Source organism: Pigmentiphaga sp. CHJ604 (assembly GCF_036972535.1).
Classification (GTDB): Bacteria; Pseudomonadota; Gammaproteobacteria; order Burkholderiales; family Burkholderiaceae_B; genus Pigmentiphaga; species Pigmentiphaga daeguensis.
In genome coordinates this window covers 1,393,210-1,411,724 of sequence record NZ_CP136998.1, presented here as the reverse complement: position 1 = coordinate 1,411,724, position 18,515 = coordinate 1,393,210, and the positions used below count along the sequence as shown (strand labels likewise).

Annotated in this window: 13 protein-coding genes; 10 read left to right on the top strand and 3 right to left on the bottom strand. The window is 69.5% G+C overall.

Going from position 1 to position 18,515, the window contains the following annotated elements:
• Window positions 1-144 precede the first annotated feature (144 nt).
• From R4823_RS06800 to R4823_RS06785, 4 genes are read left to right on the top strand one after another with little or no spacing between them, the layout of a single operon-like run.
• Window positions 145-3,681, top strand: a complete 3,537-nt coding sequence (locus R4823_RS06800; protein ID WP_338618039.1) for an indolepyruvate ferredoxin oxidoreductase family protein — start codon at window positions 145-147, stop codon at window positions 3,679-3,681.
• Window positions 3,682-3,721: 40 nt separating this feature from the next.
• The gene (locus R4823_RS06795) at window positions 3,722-4,897 is read left to right on the top strand and encodes an isovaleryl-CoA dehydrogenase (RefSeq protein WP_279816198.1); all 1,176 of its coding nucleotides are present in this window, start codon (window positions 3,722-3,724) and stop codon (window positions 4,895-4,897) included.
• A 22-nt stretch (window positions 4,898-4,919) separates the two neighbouring features.
• Window positions 4,920-6,521 carry a carboxyl transferase domain-containing protein gene (locus tag R4823_RS06790; RefSeq protein ID WP_338618038.1) on the top strand — a complete coding sequence of 534 codons (1,602 nt, stop codon included), beginning with the start codon at window positions 4,920-4,922 and terminating at the stop codon, window positions 6,519-6,521.
• 23 nt (window positions 6,522-6,544) lie between these two features.
• Window positions 6,545-8,509, top strand: coding sequence for an acetyl/propionyl/methylcrotonyl-CoA carboxylase subunit alpha (locus R4823_RS06785; RefSeq protein WP_338618036.1), 1,965 nt, complete (start codon window positions 6,545-6,547; stop codon window positions 8,507-8,509).
• Between the two features lie 13 nt (window positions 8,510-8,522).
• Here the strand turns inward: R4823_RS06785 and nhaA are convergent, their stop codons facing one another.
• The gene (nhaA, locus tag R4823_RS06780) at window positions 8,523-9,893 is read right to left on the bottom strand and encodes a Na+/H+ antiporter NhaA (protein WP_087837501.1); all 1,371 of its coding nucleotides are present in this window, start codon (window positions 9,891-9,893) and stop codon (window positions 8,523-8,525) included.
• 132 nt (window positions 9,894-10,025) lie between these two features.
• Between nhaA and R4823_RS06775 the strand changes: the two genes are divergently transcribed.
• The 4 genes from R4823_RS06775 (at window position 10,026) to wrbA (ending at window position 13,378) form a co-directional block, all read left to right on the top strand.
• Complete coding sequence (locus R4823_RS06775; RefSeq protein WP_087837452.1) at window positions 10,026-11,057, top strand: NAD(P)-dependent alcohol dehydrogenase; 1,032 nt, start codon at window positions 10,026-10,028, stop codon at window positions 11,055-11,057.
• Window positions 11,054-11,764 (top strand): glutathione S-transferase, encoded by a 711-nt coding sequence (locus tag R4823_RS06770; protein WP_087837453.1) that lies wholly within the window; start codon window positions 11,054-11,056, stop codon window positions 11,762-11,764. Before R4823_RS06775 ends, R4823_RS06770 begins: the two co-directional genes overlap by 4 nt.
• A gap of 44 nt (window positions 11,765-11,808) precedes the next feature.
• Window positions 11,809-12,681, top strand: a complete 873-nt coding sequence (locus R4823_RS06765; protein ID WP_243724411.1) for a peptidoglycan DD-metalloendopeptidase family protein — start codon at window positions 11,809-11,811, stop codon at window positions 12,679-12,681.
• Between the two features lie 97 nt (window positions 12,682-12,778).
• On the top strand, window positions 12,779-13,378 hold the full coding sequence (gene wrbA / locus R4823_RS06760; RefSeq protein ID WP_087837454.1) for an NAD(P)H:quinone oxidoreductase: 600 nt from the start codon (window positions 12,779-12,781) through the stop codon (window positions 13,376-13,378).
• Window positions 13,379-13,415: 37 nt separating this feature from the next.
• Here the strand turns inward: wrbA and R4823_RS06755 are convergent, their stop codons facing one another.
• Window positions 13,416-13,808, bottom strand: coding sequence for a DUF4168 domain-containing protein (locus R4823_RS06755; RefSeq protein WP_087837455.1), 393 nt, complete (start codon window positions 13,806-13,808; stop codon window positions 13,416-13,418).
• A gap of 236 nt (window positions 13,809-14,044) precedes the next feature.
• Entirely contained in the window at window positions 14,045-15,460 is a 1,416-nt protein-coding gene (locus R4823_RS06750) for an MDR family MFS transporter (protein ID WP_087837456.1), read from the bottom strand.
• Window positions 15,461-15,747: 287 nt separating this feature from the next.
• Here R4823_RS06750 and R4823_RS06745 point away from each other — a divergent pair, with 287 nt between their 5' ends.
• Together R4823_RS06745 and R4823_RS06740 are read left to right on the top strand one after the other, a co-directional pair.
• Complete coding sequence (locus tag R4823_RS06745) at window positions 15,748-16,206, top strand: DUF2501 domain-containing protein (RefSeq protein WP_087837457.1); 459 nt, start codon at window positions 15,748-15,750, stop codon at window positions 16,204-16,206.
• A gap of 105 nt (window positions 16,207-16,311) precedes the next feature.
• Window positions 16,312-18,429, top strand: a complete 2,118-nt coding sequence (locus R4823_RS06740) for a hypothetical protein (protein WP_338618027.1) — start codon at window positions 16,312-16,314, stop codon at window positions 18,427-18,429.
• The last annotated feature ends 86 nt before the right edge of the window (window positions 18,430-18,515 follow it).

Below are 18,515 nucleotides of genomic sequence, written 5' to 3'. Positions count from 1 at the left end.
CTGCCGCCTACCCCTTTCGCCGTTACGCGGCCCGTCCATCCGACCGGGCCTTCAAGGCGCCATGCGGACGCCATCCGCCGCCCCGCGCGGCCGGTTGCCCCGCGCTACCTCCTTGCGCGCCCAACCCTGGACAGCGAGTGCATCATGAGCGCACATCCCGTCGAGACCGTCCTGACCCTGGACGACAAATACACACGGCCGCGCGGCCGCGTCTACATGACCGGCACCCAGGCGCTGGTGCGCCTGATGCTGGCGCAGAAGCAGCGCGATGAAGCGGCCGGGCTGAACACCGCGGGCTTCGTCTCGGGCTACCGGGGCTCGCCGCTCGGGTCGGTGGACCTGGAGATGTGGAAGGCCGCCCGGCACCTGGAGGCCCATCGCATCAAGTTCGTGCCCGGGCTCAACGAGGAACTGGCGGCCACCGCGGTCTGGGGCACGCAGATGGTCAGCCTGGACGCCCGGGCCACCGCCGACGGCGTGTACGCGCTGTGGTACGGCAAGGGCCCGGGCGTGGACCGCTGCGGCGACGTGTTCAAGCACGGCAACATCGCGGGCTGCTCGCGCCATGGCGGCGTGGTGCTGGTGGCCGGCGACGACCACGCCTGCAAGTCGTCCACCCTGCCCCACCAGAGCGAACACGCGTTCATCGCGGCCATGATCCCGGTCCTGAATCCGGCGGGCGTGCGCGAGCTGATCGAGTTCGGCCTGCACGGCTATGCGATGTCGCGCTACTCCGGATGCTGGGTGGGGCTGAAAGTCGTCAGCGACACGGTGGAGTCGTCCACCTCCATGGACATCGATCCCATGGCGGTCGACATCCGCGTGCCCGACACCTATCCCATTCCGGAAGGCGGCTTCCACATCCGCTGGCCGGACCCGCCGCTGGAACAGGAGAACCGCCTGCAGCGCGAACGCCTGTACGCGCTGCTGGAGTACGTGCGGCAGAACGGGCTGAACCGCCAGGACTGGTTCGTTCCGCGGGCCAGGCTGGGCATCGTGACCACCGGCAAGAGCTACCTGGACGTGCGCGAGGCCCTGGCCATGATGGGCATCGACGAGGAAGCCGCGCGTTCCATGGGGTTGCGGCTGCTGAAGATAGGCGTGTCCTGGCCGCTGGAGCCCGAGTGCATCTGCGAGTTCGCCGAAGGCCTGGACGAGATCCTGGTGGTCGAGGAAAAGCGCCAGATCATCGAATACCAGATCAAGGAACATCTCTACAACGCCTCCATTTCCGCCCGCCCGCGCGTGGTCGGCAAATACGACGAGACCGGAGAATGGGTGCACGTGCCGCACGACGGCATCCTGCTGTCGCCCAACGGCGAGCTGACGCCGGCCGCCATCGCCGGCGTGATCGCCTCGCGCATCGCCAAGGTGATCTGCCGCGAGGCCCTGGACGCCCGCGCGCTGCCCTACCTGGACGCGCGCAAGCCGCCGGAGGGCTACACCCGCGCGGCTCCCGGCGCGCCGCAGCGGCTGCCCTACTTCTGTTCGGGCTGCCCGCACAACACGTCCACCAGGGTTCCCGAGGGCTCGCGCGCGGTGGCGGGAATAGGCTGCCACTACATGGCGCAGTGGATGAACCGCCATACCGAGACCTTCACGCAGATGGGCGGCGAAGGCGCGACCTGGATCGGCCAGGCCTTCTTCACCGACACGCCCCATATCTTCGCGAACCTTGGCGACGGCACCTACACGCACTCCGGGTCCCTGGCCATCCGGGCCGCGCTCGCGGCCGGCGTGAACATCACCTACAAGATCCTCGTCAACGACGCGGTCGCCATGACCGGCGGCCAGCCTGTCGAGGGCGCGCCCACCGTGCCGCAGATCCTGCAGCAGATGGTGGCCGAGGGCGTGCCCCACATCCATCTCGTGAGCGACGAACCGGATGCGCTGCGCGAGCTTCCGGGCCTGCCGGCGGGCATCGCCATCAGCCATCGCGACCGCATGGACGACATCCAGCGCGAACTGCGCGAGAAACCCGGCGTGTCGGTCATCGTCTACGTGCAGACCTGCGCCGCCGAGAAGCGCCGCCGCCGCAAGCGCGGCAAGCTGGCCGACCCTGCGCGCCGCGTACTCATCAACGAGGAAGTCTGCGAGGGGTGCGGCGATTGCGGCGTGCAGTCGAACTGCGTGTCCATCCTGCCTCTGGAGACGCCGCTGGGCCGCAAGCGCACCATCGACCAGAGTTCGTGCAACAAGGATTTCTCGTGCGTGAAAGGGTTCTGCCCCAGCTTCGTCACGGTCGAGGGCGGCGCGCTGCGCAAGCCGGCGGCGCGGCAGGTGACACCGCCGCGGGACCTGCCGGCACCGGACCTGCCCGGACTGGAACAGGCCTGGAACATCGTCGTGACCGGCGTGGGCGGCACCGGCGTGGTCACGATAGGCGCGCTGATGGGCATCGCCGCCCACCTCGAGGGCAAGGGCGTCATCGTGCTGGACATGGCCGGGCTGGCGCAGAAAGGCGGCGCGGTGATGTCGCACGTGCGGCTGGCCGCCACCCCCGCCGCGCTGCACGCCACGCGGGTTCCCGCCCGCCAGGCCGACGTCGTGCTGGGCTGCGACCTGATGGTCGCCTGCGGCCAGGACGCCATCGACATGATGGCCAGGACCCGCACCCGCGCGGCGCTGAACCTGGACGTATCGCCCACCGGCGCCTTTACCCAGGACCCCGACTGGCACGCCTCGCCCGAGGCCATGCTGCAACGCGTGCGCGATGCGGCCTGGCAGACCGACGCGGTGGATGCCACCGAGATCGCCACCGGCCTCCTGGGCGACGCGATCGCCACCAACGTCTTCATGCTGGGCTATGCATGGCAGAAGGGCTGGATCCCCCTGCGCGAGGACTCGCTGATGCGGGCGATCGAACTGAACGCCACGGCCGTGGAGATGAACAAGGCCGCGTTCGCATGGGGCCGGCAGGCCGCGCTGGACCTGCCGGCGGCCAGCGTCGCCGCCGGGCTCAAGCGGCCCGGCACGGTGGTGATGATGCCGCCCCGGCCGTACTCGCTGGATGCCCTGCTGGCCGACCGCACGCAGCGGCTCGCCCGCTACCAGAACGCCGCCTATGCCGCCCGCTACGAAACCTTCGTGCGCGAGATCGCCGCCCTGGAAGAGGAACGGGTCTCGGGCAACCGGCTGGCGCGCACGGTCGCGGCCAGCCTCTACAAGCTCATGGCCTACAAGGACGAGTACGAGGTCGCCCGGCTGTTCGTCGAAACCGGCTTCGCCGAAGGCGTCGCGCGCCAGTTCGAAGGCGACTACCGCCTGCGCTTCCACCTGGCGCCGCCTCTGTTCGCGCGCCGGGACGCGCACGGCCATCTGGTGAAGCAGGCCTACGGCCCATGGGTGCTGACGGCCTACAAATGGCTGGCCCGGGCGCGCCGGCTGCGCGGCACGCCTTTCGATCCGTTCGGCTACCTGCCCGAGCGGCGCGCGGAGCGGGCGGCGATCGGCGGCTACCAGGCCTTGATGCGGGAGATCGCCGCCACGCTTACTCCCGAACGCCTGCCCGTGGCGCTCGAACTGGCCCGGCTTCCGCAGGAAGTGCGCGGCTTCGGACACGTCAAGGAGGAGAACGCGCGCGTTGCCCGCATCAAGCAGGAGCGCCTGCTGGCCCGGTACGCCGAGCCCCCCGGCTCGACCTCGCCGCAGGAGCGCCGGGTCCCCCACGCCGTGGCCTGACACATCCTTCCCGCAGCAAGACAAGAACCGGAGAACCTCCATGATCCCGCTGCCTTCCCTGGACTTCGGCGTGAACGACACCACCGAGATGCTGCGCGAGGTCGTGCGCAGCTTCGCCTCCAACGAGATCGAACCGCGCGCCGCGGCCATCGACAAGGACAACGCGTTCCCCCGGGACCTGTGGAAAAAAATGGGCGACCTCGGGCTGCACGGCATGACGGTGGGCGACGACTACGGCGGCATCGCGCTGGGCTACCTCGCGCACGTGGTGACCATGGAAGAGCTGTCGCGGGCGTCGGCCGCGGTGGGCCTGTCCTACGGGGCACACTCCAATCTTTGCATCAACCAGTTGCACCGGCATGGCACGCCCGAGCAGAAGGCACGCCACCTGCCGCCGCTGGTCGCCGGAGATCACGTGGGCGCGCTGGCGATGAGCGAGACGACATCCGGCTCGGACGTCGTGTCCATGCGGCTGCGTGCCACGCGCAAGGGCGCACGCTTCGTGCTGAACGGCTCGAAGATGTGGATCACCAACGGCGGCGACGCCGACACCCTGATCGTCTACGCCAAGACCGACCCCGACGCCGGGCCGCACGGCATCACCGCCTTCATCGTCGAGAAAGGCTTCCCCGGCCTGGCCTTCGGCGAGAAGCTCGACAAGCTCGGCATGCGGGGCTCCAACACCTATCCCGTGTTCTTCGACGACTGCGAGGTGCCGGAGGAAAACGTGCTGGGCGGCGTCGGCAACGGCGTGGGCGTGCTGATGAGCGGACTGGACTACGAACGCGCGGTGCTTGCCGGCGGACCGCTGGGCATCATGGCGGCCTGCATGGACGTCGTGCTGCCCTACGTGCACGAGCGCAAGCAGTTCGGACAGAGCGTGGGCGAGTTCCAGCTGATGCAGGGAAAGCTGGCCGACATGTACACCACCTGGCAGGCCTGCCGCGCATACGTCTACGCCGTGGCCCGCAGCTGCGACCGGCCCGGCCACGGCCGATCGCTGCGCAAGGATGCCGCGGGCGCCATCCTGTATGCCGCCGAGAAGGCGACCTGGATGGCCGGAGAAGCCATCCAGGCGCTGGGGGGCAACGGCTACGTCAACGACTATCCGACGGGACGCCTGTGGCGCGACGCCAAGCTGTACGAGATCGGCGCGGGCACCAGCGAGATCCGGCGCATGCTGATAGGCAGGGAACTCTTCGCCGAAACCCGCTGACCCCTTGCCCAGGAGCCAGGCCATGCATGCCCACACCAGCCGGCTGGATACCCGTTCCCCGGAATTCCAGGCCAATGCCGATGCCATGCGCCGCCTCGTGGCGGACCTGCGCACGCGGGTGGCGCGGGCCGCGCTGGGCGGCGGAGACGCCGCCCGCGCCCGGCACGCCGCGCGCGGCAAGCTGCTGCCCCGCGAGCGCATCCGCCTGCTGCTGGACCCCGGTTCGCCCTTCCTGGAAATCGGCCAACTGGCCGCGCTGGGCCTGTACGGCGACGAGGCCCCGTGCGCCGGCCTGATCGCGGGCGTCGGCCGCATCCAGGGCGTGGCCTGCATGGTCGTGGCCAACGACGCCACGGTCAAGGGCGGCACCTATTACCCCATGACGGTGAAGAAACACCTGCGGGCCCAGGAAATCGCCGAGACGAACCACCTGCCCTGCGTCTACCTGGTCGACTCCGGCGGTGCCTACCTGCCCTTGCAGGACGAGGTCTTTCCCGACCGCGAGCACTTCGGCCGCATCTTCTACAACCAGGCCAACATGTCGGCCCGGGGCATCGCGCAGATATCGGTCGTGATGGGGTCCTGCACCGCCGGCGGCGCCTACGTCCCCGCGATGAGCGACGAAACCGTGATCGTGCGGGACCAGGGCACGATCTTCCTGGGCGGACCGCCGCTGGTGAAGGCCGCGACCGGGGAAATCGTCAGCGCCGAGGACCTGGGCGGCGGCGACGTGCACACCCGCGTCTCGGGCGTGGCCGACCACCTGGCCGAGAACGACGCCCACGCGCTGCACCTGGCCCGCCGCATCGTCGGCAATCTGAACCGCCCCGCCGCGCCCGCGCTGGCCGACGGCGACGAACCCGCGCACGATCCCGAGGAACTGTACGGCATCGTGCCGCAGGACGTCCGCAAGCCCTGCGACGTGCGCGAGATCGTCGCCCGGCTGGTGGACGGATCGCGCTACGACGAGTTCAAGGCCCGCTACGGCCCCACTCTCTTCACCGGCTTCGCGCGCCTGTACGGCATGCCCGTGGGCATCGTCGCCAACAACGGCATCCTGTTCTCGGAATCGGCGCAGAAAGGCGCGCACTTCATCGAGCTGTGCGCCCAGCGGTCGATCCCGCTGATCTTCCTGCAGAACATCAGCGGCTTCATGGTGGGGCGCAAATACGAGAACGGCGGCATCGCCAAGGACGGCGCCAAGATGGTGACGGCGGTCGCCACCGCCCGGGTACCCAAGCTGACCGTCATCATCGGCGGCAGCTTCGGCGCGGGCAACTACGGCATGTGCGGCCGCGCCTACGGCCCCCGCTTCCTGTGGATGTGGCCCAACGCCCGCATCGGCGTCATGGGCGGCGAGCAGGCCGCCTCGGTCCTGGCCACGGTGCGGCGCGACACCGCGCAGTCGCGCGGCGAGGCCTGGAGCGACGAAGCAGAGGAAGCCTTCAAGGCGCCCATCCGCCGCCAGTACGAGACCCAGGGCCATCCCTATTACGCCACGGCCAGGCTATGGGACGACGGCATCATCGATCCCGCGCAGACGCGGCGCGTGCTGGGCCTGTCGCTGGCGACGGCATTGAACGCTCCCATGGAGCCGACCCGCTTCGGCCTGTTCCGGATGTAGCGCCCTTCAAGGAAAGCCCCATCGTGTTCGACAAGATCCTGATCGCCAATCGCGGAGAAATCGCCTGCCGGATCATGGCCACGGCCCGGCGGATGGGCGTGGCGACCGTCGCGGTGTACTCGGACGCGGATGCCGGCGCGCGGCACGTCCGGCAAGCCGACGCGGCCCGGCGCATCGGCCCCGCCCCGGCGCGCGACTCCTACCTGCGCGCGGACGCGCTGGTCGAGGCCGCGCTGGCCAGCGGCGCGCAGGCCGTCCATCCGGGCTACGGCTTCCTGTCCGAGAACGCGGCGTTCGCCGAGGCCTGCGAACGCGCGGGCCTGGTCTTCATCGGGCCGCCCGCCGGCGCGATCCGCGCGATGGGCTCCAAGTCCGCCGCCAAGGCCCTGATGGAAAGGGCGGGCGTGCCGCTTACCCCCGGCTATCACGGCGACGACCAGGATCCCGCGCTGCTGGCCCGCGAGGCCGCCCGCATCGGCTATCCGGTGCTGATCAAGGCCAGCGCGGGCGGCGGCGGCAAGGGCATGCGCCGCGTGGACCGGGCCGAGGACTTCGATGCGGCGCTGGCCGCCTGCAAGCGCGAGGCCGTGGGGGCCTTCGGCGACGATCGCATGCTGGTCGAACGCTACGTCCTGCGCCCGCGCCACATCGAGATCCAGGTCTTCGGCGATCGCCACGGCAACATGGTCCATCTGTTCGAGCGCGACTGCTCGGTCCAGCGCCGCCACCAGAAGGTACTGGAAGAGGCGCCCGCGCCGGGCATGACCGCCGCGCGTCGCGAGGCCATGGGCCGGGCCGCCATCGACGCCGCGCGCGCCGTGGGCTACGTGGGCGCCGGCACGGTGGAGTTCATCGTCGATCCCGGGGGCGCCTTTTATTTCATGGAAATGAACACGCGGCTGCAGGTCGAGCATCCGGTCACGGAAATGATCACCGGGCTCGACCTGGTCGAATGGCAGTTGCGCGTGGCAAGCGGCGAACCGCTGCCGCGGGACCGCCGGCCGACGGCCCCGTCCGGCCATGCGCTGGAAGCGCGTCTTTACGCCGAGGATCCCCATCAAGGCTTCCTGCCCGCGGCGGGGCGGCTGCGGCGCTTCGTGCCGCCTCCCGCGGCCCCCTGGCTGCGCCTGGACGCGGGCGTCGACGAAGGCGACACCATCTCCCCGCACTACGATCCGATGATCGCCAAGCTCGTCGTCCATGGCGCCGATCGGCGCGAGGCACTGGCCCGCATGCGGCAGGCCTTGTCCGCCTGCCGCATCGTGGGCCTGCCCACCAATCTCGCCTTCCTGTCGCGGCTGGTCGCCACGCCCTCGTTCGAACAGGCGGACCTGGACACCGGCCTGATCGAACGCGAACACGATCGCCTGTTCGGGCCCGACGAACCGCCGCCCCGGGAAGCGTGGCTACTGGCCGCGCTGGCCGAAATGCGGCACGTCGCCGGCACGACGCCGGCCGGTTCGCCGTGGCGCGCGGACGGCTGGCGCCTGAATGGCGACGCCGCCACGGCATTCCTGTTCGCGTGCGGCGGCGATCGCCGCGAAGTCTCGGTCAAGCCCGGGCCCGGAGGAATGATCGCCGTGCTGGACGGCTCGACGGTCTCCGTCTGCGTGCGCGGGGAAGATCCGCGACTGGAAGCGGCCCTGCCCGATCGCACGCTGCGGGCGGACGTCTACCGGGACGGGGCCGACCGCATCGTGTATTGCGACGGCTCGGCATGGACGTTCACACGGGTCGATCCGCTACTGGCCTGGAAGCAAGGAGCAGACACCGGCGGCGCCCTGACCGCGCCCATGCCGGGCCGGATGGCTGCGCATCTGGTGCCACCCGGCGCACGGGTAACCGCCGGCACGCCGCTGCTGGTGCTTGAAGCCATGAAGATGGAACACACGATCGGCGCCCCGTCGGACGGGCGGGTGAAGGCCTTCCGCTTCGCGGTGGGCGACGCGGTGAACGACGGCGACGAACTGGTGGACTTCGAGACCTGACATGCCACCGGGTTCAGGATGCGCCCTCACCCTGCGGCCCCGCCTTGTGCCGTTGCCTGGCCGCCAGCACGGCGCCCCACGCCAGCCCCGCCGTGGCCGCCACGGCCGATGCCGTCAGCACGCCCAGCTTCGCCGCCCCCAGCAGACTTTCGTCGCCGAACGCCAGATTGGCGATGAAGATGGACATCGTGAAGCCTATGCCCGCCAGCAAGCCTACCAGCACGACCCCGCCCCATGTCGCGCCGGCAGGCAACCTGCACCATCCCAGACGGACCGCGATCCAGCTGGCAGCGACGACGCCCAGCGGCTTGCCGATCACCAGCGCCGCCGCCACGCCCAGCATGACGGCCTGCGACGAGGACACCGACAGGTCCACGCCGTCCAGCGTGACGCCGGCGTTGGCCAGGGCGAACAGGGGCATGACGACATAGGCCACCCACGGATGCAGGGCCATCTGCACGCGCGTCACGGGCGCGACCAGCTCGCGCTGCGCCCATCGCAGCCGCCGCGCCTGCGCCGCCGTGCCACCGGTATCGGCGGCGCCCTCGCGCACCAGGAAATCCGCCGCGCGGCGCACGATGTCCAGCGGATGCTCGTGGCGCGGCGCGGGCAGCACCGGCGTCATCAGCCCCAGCACGACCCCCGCCAGTGTGGGATGCGCGCCCGTCTGCAACAGGCCGATCCACAGCACCGCGCCGGGCAACACGTAGGCGTAGGCGGTCCCCACGCCCATCCGTTGCAGGGCCAGCACCATCACGATGCCCACGGCGGCCACGAGCAATCCGCTGAGGTCCAGCCCGCCGGAATAGAACATTGCGATGATCAGCACCGCGACGATGTCGTCGATGATCGCCAGCGCCAGCAGGAAGATGCGCACGCTGGCGGGAATGGACCGGCCCAGCAGCGCCAGCACGCCGACCGCGAACGCGATGTCGGTGGCGGTGGGCACGGCCCAGCCCTGGCTTTGCGGCGCCTGGCCGTTGAACGCAAGATAGATCAGCGCGGGCACCGCCACGCCGCCCAGGGCGGCCGCCAGCGGCAGCGCCGCCTGGGCCAGGCTGGCCAGCGCGCCCTCGTGGATCTCGCGCCGTATCTCCATCCCGACCACGAGGAAGAACACCGTCATCAACGCGTCGTTGATCCAGAAATGCAGCGACTGCGAGACGACGTGGCTGCCCAGGCCGAAAGTCAGCGGCGCATGCCACAGCGCGTGGTAGACGGAGGCGTAGGAGGAATTGGCCCAGACCAGGGCGGTGGCGGCGGCCGCCAGCAGCACGATGCCGCTGACGGCTTCGATGTGAAGAAATCTTTCCACCGCGAGCAGGGCTCGAGCGGCAAGATCCTGGGCGCGCGGAACGGGCCGGCGAGGGGCGTGTCGGTTCATCTGGATCATCCAAGAATCCCGCACCGGCGGCCCGACCGGTGCCCAGAACCTGCCCCCGCGTATACAGCGAGGACACCCGGCGTTATTTTATACGAACACGCGCCACATCCATCCTGCCCAGGAGAGTCCCTCATGAAAGCCGTTGTGCTCGGAGCCCCAGGCGGGCTCGACCATCTCCAGTTCGTCGACCTGCCCGACCCCGGATCCCCGGCGGCCGGGGAGATCCGCGTGCGCCTGCACGCGAGTTCCCTGAACTACCACGACTACCTCGTCGCCCTGCGCACGGACGAGCGCTACTTCGGCCGCATTCCGATGGCGGACGGCGCCGGCGTGGTCGAGGAGGTGGGCCCGGGGGTCGAGGAGTTCGCGGAAGGCGACCACGTGGTGTCCACTTTCTTCCCGCACTGGCTGGACGGCGAGGCGCGGGTGGGCAATTTCTCCACGGTTCCCGGCGACGGCGTGGACGGCTATGCGCGCGAGGCCATCGTCCGCCCGGCGACCTGGTTCACGCACGCTCCCCGCCATCTGGACCACGCCGAATCGGCCACGCTGACCACGGCCGGACTGACCGCCTGGCGCGCGCTGGTCGGCGACGGCCGGCTCAAGGCGGGCGACACGGTGCTGGCGCTGGGCACGGGCGGCGTCTCGATCTTCGCGCTGCAACTGGCCAAGGCCATGGGCGCGTCCGTCATCATCACCTCGTCGTCGGACGAGAAGCTGGCGCGCGCCCGCGCGCTCGGCGCCGACCACGTCATCAACTACCGCGACGATCCGCAGTGGGGCGACACGGTGCGCAAGCTTACCGGAGGCGGCGTGGACCACGTCATCGAGGTCGGCGGCCCGGGTACGCTGGCGCAATCCATCAAGGCGGTGCGCGTGGCGGGCCACATCTCGCTGATCGGCGTGCTGACCGGCGGCAGCGGCGAGATTCCCACGGCCGCGCTGATGGCCAAGCAGGCTCGCCTGCAAGGCCTGATCGTGGGCAGCCGCCGGCAGCAGCAGGAGATGGTGCGCGCCCTGGAGGCCATCGGCCTGCATCCCGTGATCGACCGTCGCTTCCCCCTCGAGAAGATCGCCGACGCCTTCCGCCACGAGGCCGCGCACGCCCATTTCGGCAAGATCTGCCTGGAGTTCCAGGCGCAAGACACGAAGGAGCCCGCATGACCTACGAGTTCTGGTACTGGAACGGCATACCCGGACGCGGCGAGTTCGTCCGCCTGGCGCTGGAAGCCGGCGGAATCCCCTACCGGGAATGCGCGCGCGAGCCGGGCGTCGATGCTTCGGACCTGGTGGCCGACATGCGCGCCGACCGCGACAGCCCTCCCTTCGCACCGCCGTACCTGGTCGCAGGAGACATGACGATCTCGCAAACGGCCAACATCCTGCTCTTCCTGGGAGAACGCCACGGCCTCGCGCCGAGCGACCTGGCGGGCCGGCTGTGGATCAACCAGATCCAGCTGACCATCGCCGACATGGTGGCCGAGGCCCATGACGTCCATCACCCCATCGCCTCCGGCCTGTATTACGAGGAGCAGAAGGCGGAAGCGCTGCGGCGCGCCAGCGATTTCCGCGCCCAGCGCATGCCCAAGTTCCTGGGCTACTTCGAACGCGTGCTGGCCCGCCGTGGCGACTGGATCGGCGGCGGCGGCCGCTGGACCTATGCCGACCTGTCGCTCTATCACCTGGTCGATGGCCTGCTGTATGCGTTCCCCCGGCGCATGACGACCCTGGCGCGCGACCATCCACGGGTGATGGCGCTGCACGCGCGCGTCGGCGGCCTGCCGGAACTCCAGGCCTACCTGGGCAGTGGACGGCGCCTGCCCTGGGGTGACGGCATCTTCCGCCACTACCGAGAACTCGACGGCGATTGAGGCGCGTTTGCGGAGAAACGGCGGCAGCCTGTACGCTTGGGGCGATGTCTTCTCCCGCCCTTCCCATGCCCGCCATGCTTGCCCGTTGCCTGCTGTGGACGGCCGCCCTGTGCGCCGCCTTGCCCGCCCATGCCGAAAGCTTCATCACCCGTCTTCTGAACAAGCCCGTGCCCGGCGGCGTGGCCGTGATTCCGCTGGGGGACGGCCCCGCCGCCCCCGTGGCCACCTATCTGGGCCGCAGGACGATGGTGCTGCGCGACGACGGCGGGCAGTGGATCGCCGTCGTCGGCATACCGCTCGGCACCAGGCCGGGCACGCAACGGCTGGCGGTGCAGGAGGAAGCGGGAACGCGCACGCTGGATTTCCAGGTGGGCAGCAAGACCTACGTCGCCCAGCACATCAAGCTCAAGAACAAGCGCCAGGTCAACCCGGACCCGGCCGACCTCGCGCGCATCGAGAAGGAAACCGCCGAACAACTGGCCGCCTACCGCGCCTTCCGCCCCCAGGGCCCCAGCAACGTCATGCTGGACCGCCCCGTTGCCGGCGGCCGGCTTTCCAGCCCCTTCGGCCTGCAACGCTTCTTCAACGGCGAACCCCGCAACCCCCATTCCGGCCTGGACTTCGCCGTGCCCGCGGGCACGCCGGTCAAGGCTCCCGCCGCGGGACGCGTGGTCCTGGTGGGCGACTACTTCTTCAATGGCAGGACGGTATTCGTGGACCATGGCCAGGGCTTCATCAGCATGTTCTGCCATCTGTCCGAGATCGGGGTGCGCGTGGGCCAGGAAGTGGCGCGCGGCGAGCAAGTCGGACGAGTCGGATCGACCGGCCGCGCCACCGGTCCCCACTTGCACTGGAACGTCAGCCTGAACGACGCGCGGGTGGACCCCGCCATCTTCATCGGCGCCTTCAAGCCCTGAGAAGGCGCAACACTTCATTACACATCTTCCGCTTGCGCGCCGGCCGGGCGTATGGGATGAATACCTGGATCGCCCACGCCGCGTCCAAGGAGGTTCCATGAGCAAGGTCCTGGTTCTCTATTACTCGTCATACGGCCACATCGAGAAAATGGCCGAGGCCGTCGCCGAGGGCGCGCGCAGCGCGGGCGCCCAGGTGGACATCAAGCGCGTGCCGGAAACCGTGCCGCCCGACGTCGCCAAGAATGCCCACTTCAAGCTGGACCAGGCGGCTCCCGTGGCCACGGTGGCCGATCTCGAGCACTACGACGCCATCGTCATCGGCACCGGCACGCGCTACGGGCGCATGTCCTCGCAGATGGCGGCCTTCCTGGACCAGACCGGCGGCCTGTGGGCGCGCGGAGCGCTGAACGGCAAGGTGGGGGCCGCGTTCACCTCCACCGCCACGCAGCATGGCGGCCAGGAGACGACATTGTTCTCCATCATCACCAACCTGCTGCATTTCGGCATGGTGGTGGTGGGCCTGCCGTACAGCTACCAGGGCCAGATGACCCTGACCGAGATCGTGGGAGGCGCGCCCTACGGCGCGACCACCATCGCGGGAGGCGACGGCTCGCGCCAGCCCTCGGCGGCAGACCTCGCCGGCGCGCGCTTCCAGGGCGAACTGGTGGCCCGCACCGCCAACAAGCTGTTCGGCTGATCGCGCGCGAACATCGCGGGCATGCGCCCGCGATGCCTTACTTGGCCATGTCGCGGGCGCGCTGGGCCAGGCTGGGATTCTGCTCGACGGCCTGGCCGATGCCGTTGAACTCGTCCACCGTCAGGCCTTCGCGGTGCACGGCGTCGACCATCTTGTCATCGGCCTCCTTGTGCACCTGCTGCTGCGACGCGGCGTCCGTCGCGGCGTTGAGCCGCGGCGTGTACTCCTGCGAAATCATGGCCACCTTCTGCGCGGCGCTCACGAACTTGCGCAGTTGATCGTCCGACACATTGGCCGCGGGCTGGGGCTGCGTGGGCATCGCGCCCTGCGCGGGATCCGGCGCGGGCGCCTGCTGCGGGGCCTGCGCCATCGCGGCCGACGCCATCGCGATCAGGCAGGCGCCCACGGCGGGGACATAGCTTCGTTTCATGGCAATCTCCAAATGGGGTTCCTGGTGCCACCATCCTGCCAAAACCAGGCCGGGCGCCGGGTTGCCGTATGTATGCGAGAAAGCGCCACGGGCCTCACAGGCCGTAACATCCACGCCCCGCGCGGCCGTCATCCTTGCCATGGACGAGCCCCGGGGTGCCGCCGCACCAGGGTCTGGGGCCGGCACCTTCCGACGCCCCCGGCGCCGATGCGGGCCGCCGGCCGCGATGCCGACGCTTACATCTTGGCGGCGGGACGGCTCGCGCGTCCCACGGTAGTGGGCGGTATCCAGACCGTGGCGGCCATGACCAGCAACGAGATGACCAGCACCGCCCAGAACGTCATGTGCAGGGAGTCCTGCATGGCGGCCTGGATGACGGGATTGGCGCCGGCGGATTCCAGCGCGCGCTTGAGCTGCTCCGAGGAGATGGGCGCATCGCTGGTGGCCCGGGCCAGTCCGAAGTTGAACACCGCGCCCAGCGCGGTCGCTCCCAGGGTGCTGCCCAGGTTGCGCGCGAAGATGTTGGAGGCGGTCGCGCTGCCGCGGTCGGACACGTCCACGATCTCCTGGATCAGCACCAGCGAGCAAACGCCCATGAAGCCCATGCCCAGGCCCACGATCAGCGAGCCCGCTCCCGCCAGCACCGGCGAATTGTCCGGCGACAGCAGCAGGAATGCGCAGGCCCCGATCGGCACCAGTATGCTGCCCAGGAGCAGCATGGGGCGCAGGCCGTAGCGGGGAAACGCCTTGGCCGCCACGGTGGACCCCAGCGGCCAGCCCACCATGATCATGGTCAGCGCCAGCCCCGCCACCACCGGCGTGCGGTGCTGCACGCTCTGCACGTACATGGGCAGGAAGGTCGTCAGTCCCATGATCACCATGCTTCCCAGCAGCATCGCCACGTTCGCCGCCGCCACCGGACGCCGGCTCCACAAGGCGAAGGACACCACGGGATGCTCGGCGCGCCGCTCCTGCAGCACGAACAGGACCAGGCAGACGACGAAGGCGCCGGCCGCCATCCACGCGCGCGAGGCCTGGCCGTCGCCGGCGTCGGTCAGGGCGATCATCAGTGCCGCCACGGTGGCCGTGAACAGCGCGGCGCCGGTCACGTCGATGGACATCGGCCGCCGCTCACGCTGTTCATGCAGGAAGAACACGAAGCCCGCCGTGGCCAGGAGGCCCAGCGGCACGTTCATCCAGAAGATCCAGGCCCACGAGAACTGGTGGATGATGAGCGCCCCCAGCATGGGGCCCAGCACGCCGGAAATCGCCCATACGCTGGCCAGGTATCCCTGGACCTTGCCGCGCTCGCGCACCGGATACAGGTCGGCCACGATGGTCATGCCCACCGGCTGTATCGCGCCCGCCCCTATGCCCTGGATGAGCCGGAAGACGATCATCGAGGGCATGGACCATGCGAAGCCCGCCAGTATCGAGCCCAGCAGGAACGCGGCGATGCCGGCCAGCATCATCGGCTTGCGGCCATAGATGTCGGAAAGCTTGCCGAACACCACGGTCATCGCGGTCTGGGTCAGGAGGAAGGACGCGAACACCCAGCTGTACAGCTTCAGTCCGCCCAAGTCCCCGGCTATCTGCGGCATGGCGGTCGCCACGATGGTGGCCTCGATGGCGATCATGAACATGGAGGCCATCACCGAGGCAATGACGAGGGGGCGCGAGGAACGTGATACGGCGGAAGACACGATGCGGAATCCGTTGCGTAAGAGGTGGCCCGGTCGGGCCCGACGAGTGTAGAGCACGAGGCTGGATCCCGGAAATGCGGCATGTCAGCCGCTTGTCAGGATCGTGATCGGCAACCCGTTGTCAGCAGCGGTATCGGCCATTGGTTCGCGTCGCCAACCTGGTATACGCTTGAGCAGCATCCGGCGAGCGGCCCCGGCCCTTCACCGGACCATCCAAGCCGTCAAGGAGATCAAACATGTCGACCGCTGCCCCCCGTCTTGCCGCCATCGCCCTGGGCCTGTTCCTGGGAGCCTCCACCGCCGCCCAGGCCCAGCTTCTGGATTCCGTCAAGGGCGCGCTGGGCGGCGGCGGCCAGCAATCGTCGGGCGGCGGAGGATCGCTGCTGGGCGGCCTGGGCGGCGCGTCCATGCCCTCGCTGGGTTCGGTCGGCACCGGCAACATCACGGGCATCCTGACCTATTGCGCGAAGAACAATTATCTCGGCGGCGGCGCGTCGTCCGTCAAGGACAAGCTGCTGGGCAAGCTGGGCGGCGAACAGCAGGCCCAGTCCGATCCCGGCTATCGCGAGGGACTGAGCGGCATCCTGGGCGGCAACAGCGGGCAGAAGATGGAGCTGGGAGGCGGCGGGCTCAAGCAGCAGATCACCGAAAAGGTCTGCGACCAGGTGCTGGAATACGGCCAGTCGCTGCTGTAGGGCCGGCACGAAAGGCCTGCTCCATGCCTTGACTCACGCCGAGGCACGAAAAATGCGGGAGGGCGCGGCACCATCCCGCATGACTCGTCCCGGAGCCGGCCGTCAATGGAACATGCCTGGCAATTCTTCCGCGCGGGCGGCGTCGATCAGGTATCGATCCGCTCGGGCGCCGATGTATGCCATCTCGATCAGCTGGATCAGAAATTATGGGTGGCGCTGGCCTGCCCCACGCGCGGCATCGAGTTCGACCCCCGCACCCTCGACCTGATCGATACCGATGCGGACGGCCGCATCCGCCCCCCCGAACTGCTGGCCGCGTGCCGGTGGACATGCGAGCGGCTGCGTGATCCGGACCGGCTGCTGCAAGGCGGCGACACGCTGGCGCTGGACGCCCTGTCCAACGGCGAAGCAGGCATACAACTGGCCGAGGAAGCCCGCCACATCCTGCAATTGCTGGGCAAGCCGGGCGATACCATCGGCCTGGCCGACGTCGCCGATCGCAGTCGCCTGCTCGCGGCCATGCGCTTCAACGGCGATGGCGTCATCACGGAAGACACGGCGGAAGCGCCCGCGGTCCGCGCCGCGATCCGCCGCATCATGGAGACCCATGGCAGCGTAGAGGGGCTGGACGGCAAGCCGGGCACGGACCGGGCGCGCGCCGACGCCTTCTTCGCCGAGGCCGCGGCGATCCGCCAATGGCGCGACAAGGTGGCGGGAGACCGCTCCGTCGTGCCGCTGGGCGACGACACCCCTGCGGCGATCCAGGCCGTGAACGCGGTACAGGCCAAGATCGAGGACTATTACGCGCGCTGCCGCCTGGCGGGCTACGACCGCCGGGCGGCTTCCGCACTGAACCCCTCGCAGGAGGAATACCGCAAGCTGTACGACGAGGCGCTGACCCTGGGTTCGGATCACATCGCCCGCCTGCCGCTGGCGGCCATCGCGGCCGATCGTCCGCTGCCGCTGCGCGACGGCGTCAATCCCGCCTGGGCGCAGGCACTCGAGACCTTCCGTACCCGTGCCGCGGAACCCCTGCTGGGCACGCCGCTCGACACCCTGCCGGAGCCGGCGTGGCGGCAGTTGATGGCGCGGCTGGAACCGGCCCGGAACTGGCTGGCCGCCAAGCCGCAGACACGGCTCGACGCCGTGGTCGTGGCCGACCTCATGGCCATGCTGGAGGACGGCACCGAAGCAGCGGTCAAATCCCTGCTCGACGCCGACGAGAAGATCGAGCCGCGCACCACGCGCATGGGCGATCTGGAAAAACTGCTGCGCTTCCAGCGCGACCTCGCGCACCTGCTCGACAACTTCGTCTCGTTCAAGGACTTCTACCGCCGCAAAGGCGCGATCTTCCAGGCCGGCACCCTGTACCTGGACGCGCGCAGCTGCGAGCTGACGGTGCGCGTCGAGGACGCGGCCCGCCATGCGGCCCTGGCTGGCCTGGCCAAGGCCTACCTCGTCTACTGCGATTGCCGCCGCCAGGCAGAGAAAATCACCATCGTCGCGGCGGTCACGGCCGGCGACGTGGACTTTCTTTTCGTCGGCCGCAACGGCGTGTTCTACGACCGCCAGGGCCGCGACTGGGACGCCACCATCGTCAAGATCATCGAGAACCCCACCAGCATCGCGCAGGCCTTCTTCTCTCCGTACAAGAAGTTCGTGCGCATGATCGAGGAACAGGTCGCCAGGCGCGCCGCCGCCAGCGACGAGGCGGCGCAGGGCAAGCTGGGCTCGCTCGCGGCCAACCTGGTCACCGCCGACAGGAAGGACGGGACGGCACGGCCAGCCACGCCGGGCAAGGTCGACGTGGGCACCGTGGCCGCGCTGGGCGTCGCGCTCGGCAGCATCAGCACGGTCCTGGTGGCGGTCTTCACCAAGTTCGTGGACCTGGGCTGGTGGATACCGGTGGCGCTGCTGGGCATCGTCCTGAGCATCTCCGGCCCCAGCGTGCTCATCGCCTGGCTCAAGCTGCGCCAGCGCAGCCTGGGCCCGCTGCTGGACGCCAGCGGCTGGGCCATCAATGGCCGCATGAAGATCAACGTCAAGCTGGGCGGCTCGCTCTCCCGCATGGCGCGCATCCCGCCGGACGCGGGGCGCAACCTGCGCGATCCCTTCGCCGAGCGGCACGGCAAGGCCTGGGGCCTGGCCATCGTCCTGGCCCTGGTCGCGCTGGCCTGGCTGGCCTGGCGCGCGGGACTGCTGGATACGGTCCTGGCGATATAAGCTTATTAGTAACAATACGTTGATGTTTTATTGACGAAAGCATAACGTTTACCTCCATCCGCAGCCCCGCCGGCCTTCGCGCCGCC

Coding starts and splice junctions, on each gene's coding strand:
- R4823_RS06800 (WP_338618039.1), top strand. CDS start 145: ATGAGCGCACATCCCGTCGAGACCGTCCTGACCCTGGACGACAAATAC.
- R4823_RS06795 (WP_279816198.1), top strand. CDS start 3,722: ATGATCCCGCTGCCTTCCCTGGACTTCGGCGTGAACGACACCACCGAG.
- R4823_RS06790 (WP_338618038.1), top strand. CDS start 4,920: ATGCATGCCCACACCAGCCGGCTGGATACCCGTTCCCCGGAATTCCAG.
- nhaA (WP_087837501.1), bottom strand. CDS start 9,893: ATGAACCGACACGCCCCTCGCCGGCCCGTTCCGCGCGCCCAGGATCTT.
- R4823_RS06775 (WP_087837452.1), top strand. CDS start 10,026: ATGAAAGCCGTTGTGCTCGGAGCCCCAGGCGGGCTCGACCATCTCCAG.
- R4823_RS06770 (WP_087837453.1), top strand. CDS start 11,054: ATGACCTACGAGTTCTGGTACTGGAACGGCATACCCGGACGCGGCGAG.
- R4823_RS06765 (WP_243724411.1), top strand. CDS start 11,809: ATGTCTTCTCCCGCCCTTCCCATGCCCGCCATGCTTGCCCGTTGCCTG.
- wrbA (WP_087837454.1), top strand. CDS start 12,779: ATGAGCAAGGTCCTGGTTCTCTATTACTCGTCATACGGCCACATCGAG.
- R4823_RS06755 (WP_087837455.1), bottom strand. CDS start 13,808: ATGAAACGAAGCTATGTCCCCGCCGTGGGCGCCTGCCTGATCGCGATG.
- R4823_RS06750 (WP_087837456.1), bottom strand. CDS start 15,460: ATGGCCTCCATGTTCATGATCGCCATCGAGGCCACCATCGTGGCGACC.
- R4823_RS06745 (WP_087837457.1), top strand. CDS start 15,748: ATGTCGACCGCTGCCCCCCGTCTTGCCGCCATCGCCCTGGGCCTGTTC.
- R4823_RS06740 (WP_338618027.1), top strand. CDS start 16,312: ATGGAACATGCCTGGCAATTCTTCCGCGCGGGCGGCGTCGATCAGGTA.